The following is a 20,318-nucleotide window of genomic DNA, read 5'->3' as shown; positions in this document are numbered from 1 at the left end:
GCGGCTTCGGCAAGGGTTGGGATTTCTGTGAGGATTGCTCCGGAAAACCTGAAATGCGAGGGCTCGGCCGTCCATGCCTCTTGCCATCCAATGCTGAAGTCTGCCATTTTGCCCGTCCACTCCCCCGACCTAAATCGGGAAAGCATTCTTCGGGCCTTCGATGCGCCCGGGCAGTCACGGTCGAAAGCGGTAGCATCCCATGCGTATTACTATTGAGCGGTCAAACCTTCTGAAATCGCTGAACCACGTCCACCGTGTGGTCGAACGTCGCAACACGATCCCGATCCTGTCCAACGTACTGCTCAAGGCCGACGGCCAGAACCTCGACATGAAGGCGACCGACCTCGACCTCGAAATCACCGAGGCGACGCCGGCAAGCGTCGAACAAGCAGGCGCCACCACCGTTCCCGCCCATCTTCTCTACGACATCGTGCGCAAGCTTTCCGACGGCTCGGAAGTGCTGCTGGCGACCAGCACCGATGGCGGCTCGATGACCGTCCAGTCCGGCCGCTCGAAATTCTCGCTGCAGTGCCTGCCGGAATCCGATTTCCCGGATCTGACCGCCGGCACCTTCACGCATTCCTTCAAGCTGAAGGCGACCGATCTGAAGATGCTGATCGACCGCACCCAGTTCGCGATCTCGACGGAAGAGACACGTTATTATCTGAATGGCATCTTCTTCCACACGATCGAGAGCAATGGTGAGCTGAAGCTCAGGGCGGTCGCGACCGACGGCCACCGGCTGGCCCGCGCCGATGTCGACGCGCCGTCGGGCTCCGAGGGCATGCCCGGCATCATCATTCCGCGCAAGACGGTCGGCGAACTGCAGAAGCTGGTCGACAATCCGGAAGCAATCGTCACCGTCGAGGTTTCCGACGCCAAGATCCGCATGACGATCGGCTCGATCGTTCTGACCTCGAAACTGATCGACGGCACATTCCCGGATTACCAGCGCGTCATCCCCACCGGCAACGACAAGGAAATGCGCGTCGATTGCACGACCTTCGCCCAGGCCGTCGACCGCGTCTCGACGATCTCCTCCGAGCGCGGGCGCGCCGTGAAGCTGGCGCTGTCCGAAGGTCAGCTGATGCTGACCGTCAACAATCCGGATTCCGGCAGCGCCACGGAAGAAGTCGCCGTCGGCTACGACACGGATGCGATGGAAATCGGCTTCAACGCCAAATATCTGCTCGACATCACCGCGCAGCTTTCCGGCGAGGAAGCGATCTTCCTGCTGGCCGATGCCGGCTCGCCGACGCTGATCCGCGACACTGCCGGTGACGACGCGCTCTACGTCTTGATGCCGATGCGCGTCTGACGGGAACGAAGGCGTCCGCTTCCGGTTTTCCTCCTGTCAAACAGGAGGATTCCAGAATGAAAAAAACCGGAGCGGTGCGCATCGGCATTTCAGGCTGGACCTATGCGCCCTGGCGCGGGCAATTCTATCCGGAGGGACTGCCGCAGAAGCAGGAGCTTTCCTACGCCGCCCGTCACTTCCGCTCGATCGAGATCAACGGCACTTTCTATGGGCTGCAGAGGCCCGAAATCTTCGGCCGCTGGCGGGATGAAACGCCTGACGATTTCGTCTTTGCGGTCAAGGGGCCGCGCTTCCTCACCCATGTGCGGCGATTGAGGGAGATCGAGGCGCCGCTTGCCAATTTCTTCGCCTCCGGCCTGCTCAGGCTCGGCCCCAAGCTCGGGCCGATCCTCTGGCAGTTTCCGGCCAATATGGTCTTCGATCCTGATCGCTTCGAAAATTTTCTGTCGTTGCTGCCGCATGATCACGATGCGGCGATAACGCTTGCCAAGCGGCATGACGAGCGCCTCAAACAGGCCTGGCTCAAAAGCGACGGACACCAGCCGATCCGCCATGCGTTCGAAATCCGCAACGACAGCTTCCGCTCAGCCGAGTTCATCGAGATGCTCCGGCGACACAAGGCGGCGCTCGTCTGCGCCGATACGGTGAAATGGCCGCTGCTGATGGATATCACCGCCGACTTCATCTATTGCCGCCTGCACGGCTCCGAACAGCTTTATGTCAGCGGTTATGAGGACGAAGCGCTCGATCTATGGGCCGAGCGCATCCGCGCCTGGGCACAGGGCGGAGAACCGGAGAATGCGACGCGGATAGTTGCGCCGCTGCCGGCGCGCGCCAAGGGCCGCGACGTCTATCTTTATTTCGACAACACCGATAAGAAACTGCGCGCCCCTGTCGACGCTGGCCATTTGAGCGAAAGACTTGCCGACCTCATGCCTCATACCCAGCGAAAGGCCGCATGAGCTGTTGATGCCGATGTCCTCGTTGCGAAAATCCTTGTCCCGGGAGCGACAAGCAGCATATGTAAGACAGTCGATCAACGTGCGGATGGGTGGAGAATGCGCTTACGGGTCAAGGTGAAGGAACACCTCGGGAAGAGATTTGATGAGGAAATCCGTTTCTTCCGGGGCATGATGCAGGGGCCGAAGACGGTAGGCTCGATCGTGCCGACCTCTTCGATTACCGCCAAGCGCATGGCCAGCGTCATCGATATGCATTCGGGGCTGCCGGTGCTGGAACTCGGCCCGGGCACGGGCGCCATCACCAAGGCCATCCTCGGCCGCGGCGTGAAACCGGAAAATCTCATCGCAATCGAATATTCGACGGATTTCCACCAGCATCTGCTGCGGACCTATCCCGGCGTGCACTTCATCAACGGCGATGCTTTCGATCTGCAGACCACGCTCGGCGACTACGGCGACCGGACGTTCGATTGCGTCATTTCCTGCATTCCGCTGCTGAATTTCCCGATGGCGATGCGCGTCTCGCTGCTCGAAAGCCTGCTCGACCGCCTGCCCGCCGGCCGACCGGTGGTGCAGATTTCCTATGGCGCGATCTCGCCGATCGCCGCCAATCCCGACCGCTATCACATTCAGCATTTCGACTTCGTCATGCGCAACATCCCGCCGGCGCAGCTCTGGATCTACCGGCGCGGTTGAGATGTTCGGCCTTTATATCACCCATCCGCAGGTCAAGATCGATGCGAATGTTCCGGTGCCGAAATGGGGCCTTTCCGAGGTCGGCGCCGCCCGCGCCCGCAAAGCTGCCGAGAGCGATTGGGCCAGCCGGCTGACCCGCATCGTCTCCAGCGACGAGACGAAGGCGATCGAAACGGCCGAAAGCCTGGCGGCCGCTTCCGGCATCAGCGTCGAGATCGTCCATGGCATGCACGAGAACGACCGCTCGGCCACCGGCTTCCTGCCGCCGCCGCAGTTCGAAGAGGCGGCAAACTGGTTCTTTGCCAATCCGGAACAAAGCTTCAAAGGTTGGGAGCGCGCCGTCGACGCGCAGGCCCGCATCGTCGCGGCGGTCAAGGCCGTTCTCGCCACACATGATGCGGCCGCACCGATCGCCTTCGTCGGCCATGGCGGCGTCGGCACGCTGCTGAAATGCCATCTGGCGGGACGGCCGATCGCCCGCGACCGCGACCAGCCGGCCGGCGGCGGCAATCTCTATGCTTTCAGCCTTGCGGATCTCGGCCTGACATGCGACTGGACGTCCATCGAAAACTGGCGGGGTGACTTCACATGGATGCACGCGAGCGGTTGATCGTCGGCCTGGATGTCCCAACGATCGGCGAGGCAGAAGGACTGGTTTCCACGCTCGGCGACGACATTCTCTTCTATAAGATCGGTTATCAGCTGGTCTTTGCCGGCGGCCTCGAATTCGCCCGCGACCTTGCCGCAAGCGGCAAGAAGATCTTTCTCGACATGAAACTGCTCGACATCGACAACACGGTCGCGTCAGGCGTCGAGAATATCGCCAAGATGGGCATGTCGATGCTGACGCTGCATGCCTATCCGAAGGCGATGCGGGCGGCGGTGGAGGCGGCGGCCGGCTCCGGTCTCTGCCTGCTCGGCGTCACCGTGCTGACCTCGATGGATGCCGAGGACCTTGCCGAGGCCGGCTACAGCCAGGACCCGCACAGCCTGGTGCTCAGTCGCGCCGGACAGGCGCGCGTCGCCGGCATGGGCGGCATCGTCTGCTCGGCGGCGGAGGCGGCCGAGGTGCGGGAGGTCGTCGGTCCCGACATGGCGATCGTCACGCCCGGCATTCGCCCGACCGGCAGCGACAAGGGCGACCAGAAGCGGGTGATGACGCCGTTCGATGCGCTGAAGGCGGGATCAACCCATCTCGTCGTCGGCCGGCCGATCGTCAAGGCGCCCGATCCGAAAGAGGCGGCCCGCGCCGTCCTCAACGAGATGGTGAGCGCGCTCTGGCCGGCAAACCGCTGAATTCAAAAGCACAAGGGAGAAGATCATGGCCAAGGCATATTGGATCGCCCGCGTCGACGTTCTTGACGCCGAGCGCTACAAGGATTACGTGGCGGCGGCCAAACCGGCCTTCGAAAAATACGGCGCGAATTTCCTGGCGCGCGGCGGCGCCATCACCGAGCTCGAGGGCAAGGCGCGCGCCCGCAACGTCGTGATAGAATTCCCGTCGATGCAGCATGCGGTCGACTGCTACAACTCGCCGGAATACCAGATCGCCGCGAAAATCCGCCAGGAGGTGGCGGATGCGGAAATGGTGGTCGTCGAAGGCGTCTGAGTCCCTTCGCATCCGCAAAACTCGCAGCGCGATAGGCCTTCCCGTCGCGCCGGGATTCGGCTAAGACGGAGCCGATACAGCATCCCGCACAGCCTTTCGAGGAGCCTGCCATGACCCTTGCCAACCTGCCGCCGCTCGTCACCGTGTTCGGAGGCTCCGGCTTCGTGGGCAGGCACGTGGTGCGGGCGCTCGCCAAGCGCGGCTATCGCATCCGGGTCGCCGTGCGCCGACCTGATCTCGCCGGCTTCCTGCAGCCGCTCGGCAATGTCGGCCAGATTTCCTTCGTGCAGGCGAACCTGCGCTATCGCAACTCGATCGACCGTGCCGTCGAGGGCGCCAGCCACGTCATCAACTGCGTCGGCATTCTGCATCAGACCGGCCGCAACACTTTCGACGCGGTACAGGAATTCGGCGGACGCGCGGTTGCAGAAGCGGCGCGCAATGCCGGCGCGACTCTCACCCATATTTCGGCGATCGGCGCCGACGCCAATTCCGATTCGGATTATGGCCGCACCAAAGGCCGCGCGGAAGCGGCCATTCTCTCCATCAAGTCCGATGCGGTGATCTTCCGTCCGTCGATCGTCTTCGGACCGGAGGACAGCTTCTTCAACAAGTTTGCCGACATGGCGCGCATGTCGCCTGTCCTGCCGCTGGTCGGCGGCGGCAGGACGAAATTCCAGCCTGTTTATGTCGAGGACGTCGCCGAGGCGGTCGCCCGCGCCGTCGACGGCAAGGTTGCCGGCGGCAAGATCTATGAGCTCGGCGGACCCGAGGTGCTGAGCTTCCGCGAATGTCTCGAGATGATGCTGAAGGTGACGAGCCGCAAGAACCCGCTGGTGTCCCTGCCCTTCGGCCTGGCTTCGCTGATCGGCAGCATCGCCTCGCTGATCCCCTTTGTGACACCGCCGATCACGCCGGACCAGGTGCGCCTGCTCAAGCGCGACAACGTCGTATCCCCAGAGGCCGAGGCGGAAGGCCGCACATTGAAGGGACTCGGCATTACGCCCACCATGCCGGCATCGGTGCTCGGCTCCTATCTCGTGCAGTACCGTCCGCACGGCCAGTATACCGGCTCCGGCAAGGCCGCCTGACCATCTTTCCCGAGGAACGATAACGCCGTCCGCCGATCCCGCGTGCGGCGTTTTGCTTTGCCGCAGCACCTTAACAGTTGCGGCGTCCTTTGCGCGTCCTGAACGGCGCGCGGCGCCGCGATGCCGGCGCAAGCTCGGCCTGTTTTCCTGCCGGCTGTATCGAGCAGCGTTGCATAAAAGGCGCAGCGGAAATTTTGTGGAATTAACGCCAAATTTAGCAGGAACGTTTATTGCTATTTGTCATTCCACTGACTACCAAACCCCGCGTCTTCCAACGGACTCAACGTCTGCGAAGGCGTGCGGCAATCACTGTGAAAGGCATTTATCGATGGGCAAGTCAATCGCGCTCCTTTTTGCGTGTGCGGCGCTGATTATCATGGCAGGCTCCTTCGTTGCGCCCGGTTCGGTCGCGGCGGTCAAGGGCGACTGCTCGCCGGCCTACGGCGTCGATCCTTGCTCGACGGCTTCGATCAGCCACTGACGAAAAGGCCGGCACCTTGCGCCGGCATCCACGAAGACAAGCCGTCGGGAACGCCGAACCAGGCGTTCCGCAATGAAGGCTCGATATTGCCTGCTTCAAAGCGGCGACGAGCGTCCTTCCTCAAGATAGATCTGAAAACTCGACGTTTGCCGGCGAGCGGGTCCTTGTGCGCAAACTTCCGACAGGGCAATGCATTCGCGCCGGGAGTTGCGCGAATGCAGTTGCAGCTGCCTCAGGCGATCATGCCGGTCGCGGCCATGCCGAGCAGCAGGACGCCGAGAATGATGCGGTAGATGGCAAAGAGCGTGAAGCGGTTGCTCCTTATATAGGCGAGCAGCCATTTGACGGCGATGAAAGCGACGATCGTGGAGACCACGAACGCGATGGCGAGCGCCGTCCAGTCTTCACCTGCCGCGCCGCCATCCTTGAAGGTCTTCAGCAACTCATAGCCGCTTGCGGCATACATCGTAGGGATGCCGACGAGAAAGGCAAATTCGGTCGCCGCGGCGCGATTGCCGGTGCCGGCCAGCAGGGCGACGAAAATCGTGGCGCCGGAGCGTGACGTCCCTGGAAAGACGCCGGCAACGATCTGGGCGATGCCGACCAGAATAGAGACAAGCCAGGTGATCTGCTTATGCGGCGGCCGGCGCGCGGCGGCCCATTCGGCAAAGATCATCCAGATGCCGCCGATGATGAGCGCCCAGGCGATCGGCGTCGCGGTCTCGGGAAGTTCAAAGCCGAGCTTCTTGACGGCGAGGCCGAGGATTGCGGTGATGAGAAATGCGACGATCAGTTTGGAGGCATAGTCCCGATTCTCGGGCTCGCGCCAGCCAAGCACCAGATCCAGCAGGCGGCGCCAGTAGATGATCGTGACGGCAAGGATGGCGCCCGCCTGAATGACGATGTTGAACATGTCCGACCGGTGGCCGAGCCATTGCTCCGCAATGATGAGATGGCCGGTGCTGGAGATCGGCAGAAACTCGGTGATCCCCTCGATGACACCGAGAATGGCGGCATTGATATAGTCCATAAATTGTCTCCGGTTTAAAGGTCGTTCGGACCGAGCACTTCCTGCGGGAAATGCTCGGAGCTGCGTCTGAGCCGATCAAGCAGCCGTTATCCTCGTGCGCAAGACGTGTGTTTTGTCCCTTGTCAGATGGCGTGAAAGCCGATTCGCTTGTGTTGGCCGGGCCAAACTCCTATAGCTTCAACCAATGAGTCATGACTAAGGCGCTATAAACGAGCTGCCACACAGTCCTGTAACAGCAATCATAAAGCCCGAGTATCGATGCCCACGCTTTATCATCATCCCATGTCCTCCGCATCTCGCTTCGTCCGGCTGATCCTGGCGGAATACGGCTATCAGGCGGATCTGATCGAAGAGCAGACATGGGAGAAGCGCCGCGATTTCCTGGCGCTCAATCCGGCCGGTACGCTGCCGGTCTATGTCGACGACAGCATGCGTGCGCTCTGTGGCGCGAGCGTCATTTCCGAATATCTGGACGAGACGCACGGGGTCTTGAAGCGCGACCGGCGGCTGCTCGCCGAGGATCCGTTCCAGCGGGCGGAAATCCGCCGGCTGAGCGAATGGTTCATGCAGAAAATGGAAAACGACGTGACGAAGCCGCTCGCCCGCGAGCGTGTCTACAAGTTGCAGATGACCGCCGATCAGGGCGGCGGAGCGCCGGATTCGAAGATTTTGCGCACGGCCCGCGCGAATATCCGCCAGCATATGCGTTATCTCACCTGGCTTGCCGGCTCGCGTCAGTGGCTGGCGGGCGAGCGGATGAGCTATGCCGACCTTGCCGCCGCCGCCTCGATCTCGATCCTCGATTATCTCGGCGAGATCGAGTGGGCCGAGGCTCCGGTCGTCAAGGAATGGTACCAGCGGCTGAAATCGCGCCCCTCCTTCCGGCCGATGCTGACCGAGCGGGTGCGCGGCCTGACCCCGGTTTCGCATTATGCCGATCTGGATTTCTGACGAGGGCGCCTCATGCCCGACAATGATGACAAAGAGCGCCGCCGCCGCGACAATTTGACCGAGTTCGTCCGGGCGGAATCTGCCGCCAAGGGCTTCGATCTCTGCCGCATCACCCGCCCTGACGCGATCCCCGAAGCCAAACAGCGTCTCGGTGAGTTCATCGATGCCGGACGCCACGGGACGATGGAGTGGATGGCGGAGACGCGCGAGCGGCGCGGCGATCCGCTGACGCTCTGGAGCGAGGTCCGGTCCGTCGTCGTCTTCGGCCTCAATTATGCTCCGGAGGAGGACCCGCGCGACGTCCTCGGCAAGCCGGACAGGGCGGCAATCTCCGTCTACGCCCGCAATCGCGATTATCACGACATCATCAAGGGCCGGCTGAAGGAGATCGCCACACGCTTTGCCGCACGCGCCGGCGCCGATGTGAAGGTGTTCGTCGACACCGCGCCAGTGATGGAAAAGCCGTTGGCGGCGGCGGCCGGTATCGGCTGGCAGGGCAAACACACCAATCTCGTCAGCCGCACACGAGGCTCCTGGCTGTTTCTCGGCTCGATGTTCACCACCGCCGATCTTGCCGTCGACGCGCCGGAGATCGATCATTGCGGCTCCTGCCGCGCCTGTCTCGATGTCTGTCCGACCGCCGCCTTCCCGGCGCCCTACCAGATCGACGCGCGGCGCTGCATCTCCTATCTCACCATCGAACACAAGGGACCAATCGACCCCGACCTGCGGGTGCTGATCGGCAACCGCATCTATGGCTGCGACGACTGTCTCGCCGCCTGTCCCTGGAACAAGTTCGCAAGCTCCGCCTCCGAAATGAAGTTGCAGGCGCGCGAAGAGCTGAAGGAGCCGTCGATCGCCTTTCTGCTGACGCTGGACGATGCCGCCTTCCGCGCCTTCTTCAGTGGTTCGCCGGTCAAACGGATCGGTCGCGACCGTTTCATCCGCAACGTGCTGATCGCTGCCGGCAATTCCGGCGAGACGGCGCTCATTGCGCAATGTCGTGCGCTCGCCGGCGATTCCGCCCCGGCGGTCCGCGGCATGGCTGTCTGGGCGCTTTCCCGGCTGATGGAGGCTGGCGAATTCTCCGCCTTTGCCGCACAAAGGACCGACGAGAGCGACGAAAATGTGCTGAACGAATGGCGGCTGGCGGGAGTGGGCTGATGCATGTGATGATCTTTGGCTGCGGTTATTCCGGCACGGCAATCGCCAAGGCCTTCGCCGGCGACGGCGTGCGGGTGTCCGGAACGACCCGTTCCGCAGAGAAGATGGAAGCGCTCCGCCGCGCCGGCATCGAGGCATTCCTGTTCGATGGCGAGACGATGGAAGAGGAACTCGTCCGGGCTTTGGCCGATGTCACCCATGTCGTGCAGTCGATCGCGCCTGGAAAGGCCGATCCGTTGCTGGGACTGCTCAATAAAAACGGCGCGAGCCTGCTGCCGAGGCTCGAATGGATCGGCTATCTCTCCACCGTCGGCGTCTATGGCGATCACCAGGGCGCCTGGGTAAGCGAAGACACGCCGTGCCTGCCGGTTTCCGGGCGGTCGAAGGAGCGGCTTGAGGCCGAAGAGGGCTGGCTGGCAATGGGCCGCGAGCGTGGCGTGCCGGCGGCGGTGCTGCGTCTTTCCGGCATCTATGGGCCGGGGCGCAACGCCTTCTGCAATCTCGAAAAGGGCACGGCGCGGCGGCTGATCAAGAAGGACCAGGTCTTCAACCGCATCCGCGTCGAGGATATCGGCGCGGCGGCGCGCTTCCTGTCGGAGCGCGGCCTCGGCGGCATCTATAATATCACCGACGACCGACCGGGGCCGCCGCAGGACGTGATCGTCGAGGCGGCACGGCTGATGGGCGTCGAACCGCCTCCGGAACAGGTCTTCGAAACCGCCGAGCTGACGCCGATGGCGCGTTCTTTCTACGGCGAGAACAAGCGGGTTTCCAACGCAAAACTGAAGGCGGCCGGTTTCGAATTCTCATTCCCGAACTATCCGATGTCGCTTGCACAATTGTGGCTGGACAGGCGCTGGCGCGGTTAGATCCGGTCGGCCAGAGTTATCACCCAAAATGAGTAGGAAATTCCTACTTTCGGCACTCTTACGAACAATTCTCGCCGCATCTTATGGTTAACAGCCTTTGAATTTGCTCAAATGTGGCAGCAAATATGGCGAAGGCGGGAAAAAAATTTCGTGATTTCTGTGAGGACCGCGCAGTTTAACGCTTCGTCGGAAAATTCATTTGAATTTTAGCTGATTCCATTATGTTTTTTCTACGTCCGACCGCATGGGGCAAATTCCGAAATTTTATCAATAGCATCACACATATTACAGAATGCAACATTCCGTGATCGTGAGCGGCACTTTTTTGCCATTTTTCGACGGATTTAAGCCCCGCCGCCTGCAAAGGCGTGTGTTCAATAGTTGAGGGATACTCCGTTTTGAAGAAAATCAGCCGTTCTATTATCGCTGCGGCAACTATTGCGGCCTGCTCTTCCCTGCTTCCGGCGGAAGGTTTTGCTGCAAATGGCTGCGGCGGTGCTTCATGGTACGCTCTTCACTCCAAAACTGCTTCCGGAGAACGTATGAACCCCGCCGTCTTGACTGCCGCGCATCGTTCGCTCGCATTCGGCACCAAGGTCAAGGTCACCAACCGCAACAATGGCCGCACCGTCGTCGTTCGCATCAATGATCGCGGTCCGTTCATCCGCGGCCGTGTGCTCGATCTGTCGCGCGCCGCCGCACAGAATATCGGCATGGTGAGCTCCGGCACGGCGAAGGTCTGCTACCAGGTGATCAGCTAAGCCCGGAGCTTGCAACCGCCTGCGCCGTCAGCGGCGCTTGCTCTTGCCGCCAATCGCGGTTACCACGCGGTTGAAACCTGTAAACCATCCGCCCGGCACTGTGTGCGGATCGTTCACACGGCACGGCAACAGGAGATATGTGAATGCGTCTGGGCGGCCGCCTCGAAGGGGCGATTTCTGTGCTCGCGGACATTGATGCCCGCAAGCGACCCGTCGCCGACGCACTCAAGGACTGGGGCCTTGCCCATCGCTTCGCCGGTTCCGGCGATCGTGCGGCAATCGGCAACATCGTCTACGACGCCTTGCGCATGCGGCTTTCGCATGCCTGGCTGATGAATGACGACAGCGCTGCGGCCATTGCCCACGCCGTCATGTTCCGTCAATGGGGCTTCACCCCAGACAGTCTTGCCGCCGAACTCGCCGACGACAAGTTCGCGCCGGCGCCGCTTTCACCCGAGGCCGCAGCCGCCTTTGCAAGCCGCTCGCTCGAGGACGCGCCGCCGCATATCCGCGGCGATATTCCCGAATGGGTGCAATCCTCCTTCGAACAGGCTTTCGGCGCCGGCTGGCTCGCCGAAGCACAGGCGCTTGCCGCCCGCCCGACGCTTGATCTACGCGCCAACATCCTGAAGGCTTCGCGCGACAAGGCGGTCAAGGCGCTCGAAAGAGCCGGCGCGCATGCCGCGAAGATCGCCCGCTACGGCATCCGGATTGCCGCCGGCGAAGGCGCCTCGCGTCTTCCCAACGTGACAGCCGAGCTTTCGTTCCAGAAAGGCTGGTTCGAAGTTCAGGACGAAGGTTCGCAGATCGTCGCCGATCTGGTGCTCGCGCGCGAGGGCGAACAGATCCTCGATTATTGCGCCGGCGGCGGCGGCAAGACGCTCGCCATGGCCGCCGCCATGCAGAACAAGGGTCAGGTGCACGCCTATGACGCCGACCGCAAACGGCTGGCGCCGATCATTGAGCGGCTGAAGCGGGCAGGCACGCGCAATGTCCAGGTGCATGACGACGCCAGGGGGCTGTCGGGTCTTGCCGGGCGCTGCGACAAGGTGCTGGTCGACGCGCCCTGCACCGGCACCGGCACATGGCGCCGCCGCCCCGACACGAAATGGCGGCTGACGGCGAAGAACCTCGACGAACGCACCGCCCAGCAGCAGGACGCGCTGGCGCAGGCGAGCGGCTTCGTCAAACCGGGCGGCGAACTGATCTATGTCACCTGCTCGGTGCTGCCGCAGGAAAATGAGGAACAGGTGCGCCGCTTTACGGGCGGGAACCCTGATTTTGAGATCGTCGGCGCCCTGCCCGCCTGGGACGGCCTGTTCGGAAAGCAGGCGCCGCGTCCGCACTCTTCCGATGGCCTGACCGTGACGCTGACGCCCGCCTCCACCGACACGGACGGCTTCTTCTTCTGCCGCATGCAGCGGAAGGGCTGACGCCCCCCCCGCTGCATGCGCAGACTGGGGCCCGTCATTTCGACGTGAAGTGCTGATCTTCAGCCAAATGCACCTGAAAGACCGGGGTGCGCCGGCCCGCGCCATTCTTAAAATCATTCCAAACTAGAGCGTTTGACACCAGTTTACTTTTGCGCGAAGAGACGGAGCCCGATTAGACGGAAGATCCGTCACAGGAGAGGATTATGAAGCTCAATACATTCCGCGCAGCCGTGCTGGCGATTGCCCCCGCCGCCCTGCTCGCCCTTCCCGCGCAGGCCGAGACCGATGCTGGCGCCGTGGTGAAACATTATGCCGAGGTGGCGCATGCCAAATATGAGGACTCGCTGACGACGGCCAAGGCGCTCGACGCCGCCATCGACGCCTTCCTGAAGGCGCCGACCGACGAGACGCTGAAGGCCGCCAGGGATGCCTGGATCAAGGCGCGCGTACCCTATCAGCAGACCGAAGTCTATCGCTTCGGCAATCCTGTTGTCGACGATTGGGAAGGCAAGGTCAACGCATGGCCTCTCGACGAGGGCCTGATCGACTATGTCGACGCCTCCTACGGCACCGAGAGCGACGAAAACTCGCTCTATGTGGCCAACGTCATCGCCAACAAGACGATCAAGATCGACGGCAAGGATGTTGACGCCTCGAAGCTGACGCCGGAATTCCTCTCCGGCACGCTCGCCGAAGCCGGCGGCATCGAAGCCAATGTCGCGACCGGCTACCACGCCATCGAATTCCTGCTCTGGGGCCAGGATCTGAACGGCACGGGTCCGGGCGCCGGCAACCGCCCGGCCACCGATTACGACCTCAAGAACTGCACGCACGGCAATTGCGACCGGCGCGCCGAATATCTGAAGTCCGCCTCCACCCTGCTCGTTTCCGACCTCAAGGAAATGACCGATGACTGGAAGCCGGACGGGGTGGCGACGAAGACCGTCGAAGCAGATCCGAAGGCCGGCCTCGTCGCCATCCTGACCGGCATGGGCTCGCTCTCCTATGGCGAACTCGCTGGCGAGCGCATGAAGCTCGGCCTGCTGCTGCACGATCCGGAGGAAGAGCATGATTGCTTCTCCGACAATACCTACAATTCGCATCTCAACGACGCGATCGGCATCGCTGCCGCCTATACCGGCAACTATACCCGCGTCGACGGCACCAAGCTCAGCGGCCCGTCGCTGCAAGACCTCGTCGCCGCCAAGGACAAGGCGCTCGATGCCGAGATGGAAGGCAAGCTCAACAAGACGCTCGATGCGATGAATGCCATGGCAAAGCGCGGCGAGACGGTCGAAAAGTACGACCAGATGATCGCCGAGGGCAACAAGGAAGGCAACGCGGTCGTCCAGGCCGCCATCGACGGTCTGATCGACCAGACGAAATCGATCCAGCGCGTTGTTGCCGCACTCGATCTCGGCGCGGTTCAGCTTGAAGGTTCCGACAGCTTGGATAATCCTAACGCCGTCTTCAAATAAGCAAAAGGCGGGCCGCTCTCAGTGGAGCGGCCCGGACTCTGAAATGCCGTCTATTACCTCCCTCATTCCTGTGTCCTCAGGGCTCCGCCCGACGGATGTCACAGGAATCCAGCCACGGCGTGTCGGCGCCGTGAATGACTCGGTCAGGGGAGAGTCTTCCGCGCCCAAAGACTTGGGCGCACTGGATTCCTGTGACATCCCTCGCGTTAAACCCGAGGAAGAGAATGAGGGAGTAGAGCGGGAAACAGGCGCCAGCATCGTCGAGCTTGGCGCTCGGAAAGGTCGCCTCTTCTCGAAACTCCGCCTCTCCCTCCGCATCGCCACCTTCGCCGCCCTTGCGGGAGCGCCCCTCGCTTTCGCCTCCGGCTTCGACCTGCCGGCGAAACGCACCGACCTTTCCGAGGCCGATCTCGCACGCGTCGCCGACATCACGCAGCCGACCCAGGATTTTTCCAAGGCCGAACAATATGAAGCGATGCAGGCAGGGGCTACGACCTCGATCGACCCTGTCACCGAAGACAGCTTCTCGCATATTTCGGCCAATATCCCCTTCGAGGAAGAGCAGAATTTCAGGCTTGGCAACGCGCTCTTCCGCAAGCTCTGGGTTTCCGCTCCCTCTTCGACGCAGGCCTCCGATGGCCTCGGACCGCTCTTCAACGCCCGCTCCTGCATGAGCTGTCATGTCAATGATGGCCGCGGCAAACCGCCGGAGGGGGGGCCGAGCGCCGTCTCGATGGTCCTGCGGCTTTCCCGTGCCGTCGCAACACCGGTGGAAGAGAAGGCGATAGCACGGGCGGATGTCGTCAATTTCCCCGACCCGGCCTATGGCCATCAGTTGCAGGATCTTGCCGTTCCGGGCCTTGCTGCCGAAGGTCGGATGACGATCAGCTATCACGACGAAAAAGTGACGCTCGGTGATGGCGAGACCGTGTCGCTGCGCCGGCCTGCTTACGGAGTGAAGAACCTTGCCTACGGACCGCTCGATCCCGCAACGACGATCTCGGCGCGTGTCGCTCCTGCGATGATCGGGCTCGGGCTGATCGAGGCCATTCCCGAGGCTGACATCCTTGCCCACGCCGACCCGGACGATACCGACGGCGACGGCATTTCGGGCAAGGCGGCGATCGTTCGCGACCACCGCAGCGGCAAGATCACGCTCGGCCGGTTCGGCTGGAAAGCGCAGAACGCTACAGTTCGCGACCAGAGCGCCGATGCTTTCGCCAACGATGTCGGCATCTCGACGCCCGATCAGCCGGACGCGCAGGGCGATTGCACCAAGGCGGAAGAGAAATGCCTTGAGATGCCGACCGGGGTGCAGAAACGGCTGGGTGCAGAAGAAGCCCCGGGTCCCGTTCTTGACCTCGTGACTTTCTATTCGGAAAATCTCGCCGTGCCGGCGCGGCGCAAGGCGAGCTTTCCCGACACGCTGCGGGGAAAGCGGATTTTTTACGAAACCGGCTGCATTTCCTGCCATGTGCCGAAATTCGTCACCGCCCGGAATACGCCCGACGAGGCGCAATCCTTCCAGCTGATCTGGCCCTATTCCGATTTTCTTCTGCACGACATGGGCGACCGCCTTGCTGATGGGCAACAGGTCGGGCTTGCAAGTGGACGTGAATGGCGCACGCCGCCGCTATGGGGTATAGGACTGACCCGGACTGTCAGCGGACACAGCTTTTTCCTGCATGACGGCCGTGCGCGAAACGTCACCGAGGCGATTCTCTGGCATGGCGGCGAAGCTGAAAAGGCCCGCAACGCTTTCTCCTCCCTGTCTAAAGACGACCGGGCGGCCCTGATTACGTTCCTGGAGTCACTTTGATGCGCCTTTGGCACCCCTTGCTCTGCCTCACTCTGATCGGCCTCGCCACATCGGGGGCCGCCCAGACCGCCGCGCCTCCGGCAGGGTTGAACGAGGATGCCGTTCCCGCCGTCTTGCAGCGCGCCGTCGACGAGGTGATCCGCCCCGGCTATCGCAACATGCAGCAATCGGCCGCCCGGCTGACGACGGCGATGAAGGATCTCTGCGACGGCGGCACGCAGCAAACGCTCGACAAAGCGAAATCGGCCTTCGACGACACGATCCGCTACTGGTCGATCATCGAGATCGTCCAGACCGGGCCCGTTATCCAGGACAATCTCTTCGAGCACATCCTGTTCTATCCCGACCGCAAGGGTGTCGGCTTGAGGCAGGTGCAGGCGCTGATCGCCAAGGCCGATCCGAAGGACGCGACCGTCGATGCGATCGCCGGCAAGAGTGTGGCGCTGCAGGGCCTGACAGCGCTGGAATATGTGCTCTACGGCAACGGCTCGGAGGACCTCGTCAAGCAGAAGGGCGGCTTCCGCTGCCTTTACGGCGCAGCGGTCGCCGGCAATATCCAGCGTGAGGCCGGCGAAGTCGTCGCTGCCTGGGAAAAACCCGATGGCGTGCAGGCGAGCTGGAAACATCCGGGCCCGCAGAGCAATGATTTCATGGACAACAAGGAAGCCGTGACCGCACTGCTCGGCATTCTCGTCCACGGTGCGGAGAATGTCCGCGATCAGCGGCTGGAGCAGTTCTACAAGGGCAAGGACACCGCGCCGCGCCCGCGCATGGCCATCTACTGGCGTTCGAAGAACACCTGGAAAGCGATGGCTGCCAATCTGGAAGGCCTGCGCACGCTCTGGCAGAAGGCCGGCATGGCCGAGCTTCTGCCGGCAGACAAGCGGTCGGTTGCCGCCTCGATCGACGCGGATTTCAAATCGCTGCTCGACAGCGTGCCGAAGCTCAATCCCGACATCGCCGTCGCCGTGAGCGATGCCGAGAAGGCCAAGCTCGATGCGCTGCTTGCCGACAGCCGCCAGCTGATTACCAGTATAAGCGACGAATATGGCTCGGCCATCGGCCTGTCGGCCGGCTTTTCCTTTTCGGACGGAGACTGAAGCGATGATACGAAGCACCACGATCGATCGACGCAGCTTCGTCAAGGCGGCAGGGATCGGCTTCCTTGCGGCCTTGACGCCAAGGTCGCTGATGGCGTTGGAGCGCTCGGACGCCGTCTATGCCTCGGGCATTCGCGCCGCCGACGGCTCCTTTGCCATCGCGACGGTGACGGAACGCGGCGAGATCATCGATCAGGTGGCGCTTCCCGCCCGGGCTCACGGCATGGCCTTCAGCGCCGCCACCGGCAAGACCGTCGCCTTTGCGCGCCGGCCCGGCACCTATGCGATGATCTTCGATCCGCGGAATAAGGGTCAGCCGATCGTCATCAGCTCCCGGGACGACCGGCATTTCTACGGCCACGGCGTCTTCTCGCCCGACGGCCGCATTCTCTACGCCAGCGAGAACGATTTCGACGCCAACCGCGGCATGATCGGAATCTACGATGCGACCGACCGCTTCACCCGCATCGGCGAATTCGAGACCTACGGCATCGGCCCGCACGACATGACCGTTTCCGATGACGGACGCCTGCTCATCGTTGCCAATGGCGGCATCGAGACGCATCCGGATTTCGGCCGCACCAAGCTCAATCTCGGGGCGATGCAGCCATCGCTTGTGCTGATCGATGCGGCGACGGGCGCGTTGATCGAAAAACATGTGCTGCCGGCCGAATGGTCGCAGCTGTCGACCCGCCACGTCGACCTCGACGGCGACGGCCGCATCTGGTTCGCCTGCCAGTATGAAGGCCACCGCAAGGACCTGCCGCCGCTTGTCGGTCATTTCGCCAAGGGCGAAGATCTTTCCTTCGTCGAGCTGCCGGAAGAGACGACGCGCAGGCTTGCCAACTACGTCGGCGCGATCGCCGTCAATCGCAGCGAAGGCCTCGTCGGCATCACCTCCCCGAAAGGCGGCGCCTCGGTGACGATCGACGCGAAAACCGGCAAGGTGCTGGCCGAGACGGTCATTGCGGATGCCGCGGGCATCGCGCCGGCAAGAGAGGGCTTTGCCGTCTCCTCCTATGATGGCGACTTCCTGTCGACCCGCAGCGCCGTCGCCTGGGATCAGCACATCGTTCGGATCTCTCAGCCGACGCGCGCATAGGCCTTCTGCTCGGCACTGATCGCCGACGCCGCGGCCCTTGCCGCTTCATGCAGCCATTCGGTCCCGCGCACCCGCAGATCGTCCAGGATCGCCACCGCCGCCGTCGGATCGTCGGAATGGCAGTTGGCGATCTCAAAGCCCATCAGCTCGAGCATCGTCGGCGCAAGCAGGATTTCCGGGTGCTTGTCGATCTCGATCTTGCGGCTGTTCGGCGAGAGCCGGCGCAGGAGGATATGCCCGGAGACGGTATAGTGAGGATCGGCCGAGCGCATACGCCCTCCGGCAATCTTGTCCGCATGGATCGTCCCGTGCTGCGGCCCGTGGCAAAGCGACCAGGCCGACTGCACCAGCGCCTTCGCCTCGCGCAGAACCGGCCCGCCCTGCCATTCGCAATAGGCGACGAAACGTGGCCGACCGAGACTGCCGGTGCCGGCGCGATGCGGCTTGGCCACGAAGCGACCTGAGCCGGATGGCAATGCACCGGTAAGCGCCTTGATATAGGCGGGAGGCGCCGGTTTCTCGCCGGGACGCAGGGTCTCGTATTTCTCCCAAAATTCCCGGCGTTCGGCATTCGGCAGCACCAATGCCTTGCGGAGCCATTTGTAGTCGCGCTCGAGGATGACGGGCAGCGGATTCTCAAGGCCCCTGCGATAGCCGGTGAGGATCAGTTCGCCGACCATGCGGACGGACGGGCCGTTGTCGCCGCGCGCCAGGATGGCGCTTGCCGCCAGACGAACGAGGTCGAGCGCATAAGGCATGACCGCCGCGTCGTCGAAATCATTGACGCCCCAGACAAGCCGGCCCTCGACGTCGCGCCAGGTGCCGAAATTTTCTAGATGCATATCGCCGACTGCCAGCACTTCAGGCGCACCTGCGAGGTCCGGGCAGATATCGAGGATGGTTTCGCACCAGCGCCAATAGGTGGCGCGCAGGAAGACGAACGCGTTGCTGCGCATCTTCTTGTGCTTCTCCCGCAGATCCTTCTTGACGAGATCGTTGCCGAGTTCGCCAGCCAGCCAGTTCTCGAAATTCCGCACCGATTGCGATATCGTCGTCATGCCGCTGATGCACCATCATTTCGAGTTCGACGCGAGAATACGCGCTCCGCGCGAGGCTGCAATCGCCATTGCACGGTTTCGGTGGTGCTGATGAAGCAGGCTTGTGGAGCGACGGCACGGCGAAAGGTTGCCCCAGCGACACGGTTTCCGGTTTCCGGCGGCATCGGCACGGATTTCGGCAAGGTCCAGCTTGTCGAATCCGGCCCGTCATGCCACTTTCCCGGCTTCGAGAGGGGCAGCCATGAGCGAGACTGACAGGGGCGATTTCCGCGCGCGAATCCGCCGCAATTTTGCGCGCCAGGCGGCGATGCAGACGATCGGCGCGGAGCTGACGCGCGTCGAGCACGGCGTCGTCGAGATCGAGCTTCCCTTCGACGTCAAACTGACACAGCAGCACGGCATCCTGCATGCGGGCATCATTTCGGCGGCGCTGGATTCGGCCTGCGGCTTTGCGGCCTACAGCCTCATCGATCCCGAGGCCTCGATCCTGACGATCGAGTTCAAAGTCAACCTGATGTCGCCGGGGCGTGGCGAGCGCTTCCTGTTTCGCGGCGAAATCACCAAACCCGGCTCCACCATTATCGTCGCCGACGGGCGAGGCTACGCGATCAGCGACGGGCCGGCGAAACTCATCGCCTCCATGACCGGAACGATGATGGTCATCCGCGGCAGAGAAGGAATCACAGGATGAAGTTCGAGCTGAAGTCGGTCGCAGGAAAATCCATGCTTTTCGTCATGGCGGCGGAGGCCGAATACGGCTCCTTCCTGCGTTCGCGCATCGAACCCTTGATGACCGGCGTCGGCCCGGTCGAGGCGGCGGTCGCGCTGACCAAGACCCTGGCACGGCTGGATGCGGCCGACGACCTGCCGGATCTCGTGGTTTCGCTTGGCTCGGCCGGTTCGGCGAAACTGGAGCAGACCGAAGTCTATCAGGTGAGCTCGGTCTCCTATCGCGACATGGACGCTTCGCCGCTCGGTTTCGAAAAGGGTAGGACGCCGTTTCTCGACCTGCCCGCGGCGCTCGAGCTGCCGCTGCGCATCCCCGGCATTCCCGAAGCAAGCCTTTCCACCGGCGGCAACGTCATCTCGGGCGCCGCCTATAGCGACATCGACGCCGACATGGTCGACATGGAGACTTATGCAGTGCTGCGCGCCTGCCAGGGCTACAAGCTGCCGCTGATCGGCCTGCGCGGCATTTCCGACGGTGCGGTCGAACTGCAGCATATCTCCGGCTGGACAGAATATCTGCATATCGTCGATCGCAAGCTCTCCTACGGCGTCGACAGCCTGTTCACGGCGCTGGAGGACGGGGTTTTCTGGTTTTAGAGTTCAGCGCCGCGCGTCTTCTCCGACGCGCGGGGACAATCGGAACAATAAAAACTCGACGCCGCCGATT

21 protein-coding genes are annotated in these 20,318 nt (G+C 62.6%); 19 read left to right on the top strand and 2 right to left on the bottom strand.

Annotation, left to right across the window (positions count from 1 at the left end):
- Window positions 1-199 precede the first annotated feature (199 nt).
- The 8 genes from dnaN (at window position 200) to HJC04_RS08585 (ending at window position 6,157) form a co-directional block, all read left to right on the top strand.
- Complete coding sequence (gene dnaN, locus HJC04_RS08620) at window positions 200-1,318, top strand: DNA polymerase III subunit beta (protein WP_004673935.1); 1,119 nt, start codon at window positions 200-202, stop codon at window positions 1,316-1,318.
- A gap of 56 nt (window positions 1,319-1,374) precedes the next feature.
- Entirely contained in the window at window positions 1,375-2,280 is a 906-nt protein-coding gene (locus HJC04_RS08615; RefSeq protein ID WP_221145765.1) for a DUF72 domain-containing protein, read from the top strand.
- Between the two features lie 96 nt (window positions 2,281-2,376).
- Window positions 2,377-2,976: a phospholipid N-methyltransferase PmtA gene (pmtA, locus tag HJC04_RS08610; RefSeq protein ID WP_210629495.1), complete on the top strand. Its 600-nt coding sequence runs from the start codon at window positions 2,377-2,379 to the stop codon at window positions 2,974-2,976.
- Window position 2,977: 1 nt separating this feature from the next.
- Window positions 2,978-3,586 carry a histidine phosphatase family protein gene (locus HJC04_RS08605; RefSeq protein WP_221145763.1) on the top strand — a complete coding sequence of 203 codons (609 nt, stop codon included), beginning with the start codon at window positions 2,978-2,980 and terminating at the stop codon, window positions 3,584-3,586.
- On the top strand, window positions 3,565-4,272 hold the full coding sequence (gene pyrF, locus HJC04_RS08600) for an orotidine-5'-phosphate decarboxylase (RefSeq protein WP_210629497.1): 708 nt from the start codon (window positions 3,565-3,567) through the stop codon (window positions 4,270-4,272). The genes HJC04_RS08605 and pyrF overlap by 22 nt, the downstream gene beginning before the upstream one ends.
- 25 nt (window positions 4,273-4,297) lie before the next feature.
- Window positions 4,298-4,585, top strand: coding sequence for a DUF1330 domain-containing protein (locus HJC04_RS08595; protein ID WP_221145761.1), 288 nt, complete (start codon window positions 4,298-4,300; stop codon window positions 4,583-4,585).
- 110 nt (window positions 4,586-4,695) lie between these two features.
- Entirely contained in the window at window positions 4,696-5,676 is a 981-nt protein-coding gene (locus HJC04_RS08590; RefSeq protein ID WP_210629499.1) for a complex I NDUFA9 subunit family protein, read from the top strand.
- 328 nt (window positions 5,677-6,004) lie between these two features.
- Window positions 6,005-6,157: a hypothetical protein gene (locus HJC04_RS08585; protein WP_041678526.1), complete on the top strand. Its 153-nt coding sequence runs from the start codon at window positions 6,005-6,007 to the stop codon at window positions 6,155-6,157.
- Window positions 6,158-6,389: 232 nt separating this feature from the next.
- On the opposite strand, the gene HJC04_RS08580 is transcribed toward HJC04_RS08585, so the two are convergent.
- Complete coding sequence (locus HJC04_RS08580) at window positions 6,390-7,187, bottom strand: undecaprenyl-diphosphate phosphatase (RefSeq protein WP_210629500.1); 798 nt, start codon at window positions 7,185-7,187, stop codon at window positions 6,390-6,392.
- Between the two features lie 258 nt (window positions 7,188-7,445).
- On the opposite strand from HJC04_RS08580, the gene HJC04_RS08575 reads away from it, so the two are divergent.
- From HJC04_RS08575 to HJC04_RS08535, 9 genes are all read left to right on the top strand, one after another.
- A complete protein-coding gene (locus HJC04_RS08575) occupies window positions 7,446-8,138 on the top strand; it encodes a glutathione S-transferase family protein (RefSeq protein ID WP_210629501.1) in 693 nt (230 codons plus the stop codon).
- 12 nt (window positions 8,139-8,150) lie between these two features.
- Complete coding sequence (queG, locus tag HJC04_RS08570; protein WP_210629502.1) at window positions 8,151-9,302, top strand: tRNA epoxyqueuosine(34) reductase QueG; 1,152 nt, start codon at window positions 8,151-8,153, stop codon at window positions 9,300-9,302.
- Window positions 9,302-10,171, top strand: a complete 870-nt coding sequence (locus tag HJC04_RS08565; RefSeq protein ID WP_221145760.1) for an SDR family oxidoreductase — start codon at window positions 9,302-9,304, stop codon at window positions 10,169-10,171. The genes queG and HJC04_RS08565 overlap by 1 nt, the downstream gene beginning before the upstream one ends.
- A 398-nt stretch (window positions 10,172-10,569) precedes the next feature.
- Complete coding sequence (locus HJC04_RS08560; RefSeq protein ID WP_184457978.1) at window positions 10,570-10,932, top strand: septal ring lytic transglycosylase RlpA family protein; 363 nt, start codon at window positions 10,570-10,572, stop codon at window positions 10,930-10,932.
- Between the two features lie 143 nt (window positions 10,933-11,075).
- Window positions 11,076-12,365, top strand: coding sequence for an RsmB/NOP family class I SAM-dependent RNA methyltransferase (locus HJC04_RS08555; RefSeq protein ID WP_221145749.1), 1,290 nt, complete (start codon window positions 11,076-11,078; stop codon window positions 12,363-12,365).
- A gap of 203 nt (window positions 12,366-12,568) precedes the next feature.
- Complete coding sequence (locus HJC04_RS08550) at window positions 12,569-13,843, top strand: imelysin family protein (RefSeq protein WP_210629505.1); 1,275 nt, start codon at window positions 12,569-12,571, stop codon at window positions 13,841-13,843.
- Window positions 13,844-13,886: 43 nt separating this feature from the next.
- Window positions 13,887-15,662 carry a di-heme oxidoredictase family protein gene (locus HJC04_RS08545; protein WP_259668830.1) on the top strand — a complete coding sequence of 592 codons (1,776 nt, stop codon included), beginning with the start codon at window positions 13,887-13,889 and terminating at the stop codon, window positions 15,660-15,662.
- Entirely contained in the window at window positions 15,662-16,762 is a 1,101-nt protein-coding gene (locus HJC04_RS08540) for an imelysin family protein (RefSeq protein WP_221145747.1), read from the top strand. Before HJC04_RS08545 ends, HJC04_RS08540 begins: the two co-directional genes overlap by 1 nt.
- Window positions 16,763-16,766: 4 nt before the next feature.
- The gene (locus HJC04_RS08535; RefSeq protein WP_221145745.1) at window positions 16,767-17,864 is read left to right on the top strand and encodes a DUF1513 domain-containing protein; all 1,098 of its coding nucleotides are present in this window, start codon (window positions 16,767-16,769) and stop codon (window positions 17,862-17,864) included.
- Here HJC04_RS08535 and HJC04_RS08530 read toward each other — a convergent pair.
- Window positions 17,846-18,922, bottom strand: coding sequence for a DUF2252 family protein (locus HJC04_RS08530; protein WP_210629508.1), 1,077 nt, complete (start codon window positions 18,920-18,922; stop codon window positions 17,846-17,848). The two genes, HJC04_RS08535 and HJC04_RS08530, sit on opposite strands and share 19 nt — an antisense overlap.
- A 241-nt stretch (window positions 18,923-19,163) precedes the next feature.
- Here HJC04_RS08530 and HJC04_RS08525 point away from each other — a divergent pair, with 241 nt between their 5' ends.
- Both HJC04_RS08525 and HJC04_RS08520 read left to right on the top strand, forming a co-directional pair.
- The gene (locus HJC04_RS08525) at window positions 19,164-19,613 is read left to right on the top strand and encodes a PaaI family thioesterase (RefSeq protein ID WP_064707699.1); all 450 of its coding nucleotides are present in this window, start codon (window positions 19,164-19,166) and stop codon (window positions 19,611-19,613) included.
- Window positions 19,610-20,248, top strand: coding sequence for a 5'-methylthioadenosine/S-adenosylhomocysteine nucleosidase (locus HJC04_RS08520; RefSeq protein ID WP_011423682.1), 639 nt, complete (start codon window positions 19,610-19,612; stop codon window positions 20,246-20,248). Before HJC04_RS08525 ends, HJC04_RS08520 begins: the two co-directional genes overlap by 4 nt.
- Window positions 20,249-20,318 lie beyond the last annotated feature (70 nt).

It is taken from the genome of Rhizobium sp. NLR8a, assembly GCF_019685235.1.
Lineage (GTDB): Bacteria > Pseudomonadota > Alphaproteobacteria > Rhizobiales > Rhizobiaceae > Rhizobium.
The sequence above is the reverse complement of the archived record's forward strand: the minus strand, read 5'-3'. Positions and strand labels throughout refer to the sequence as shown.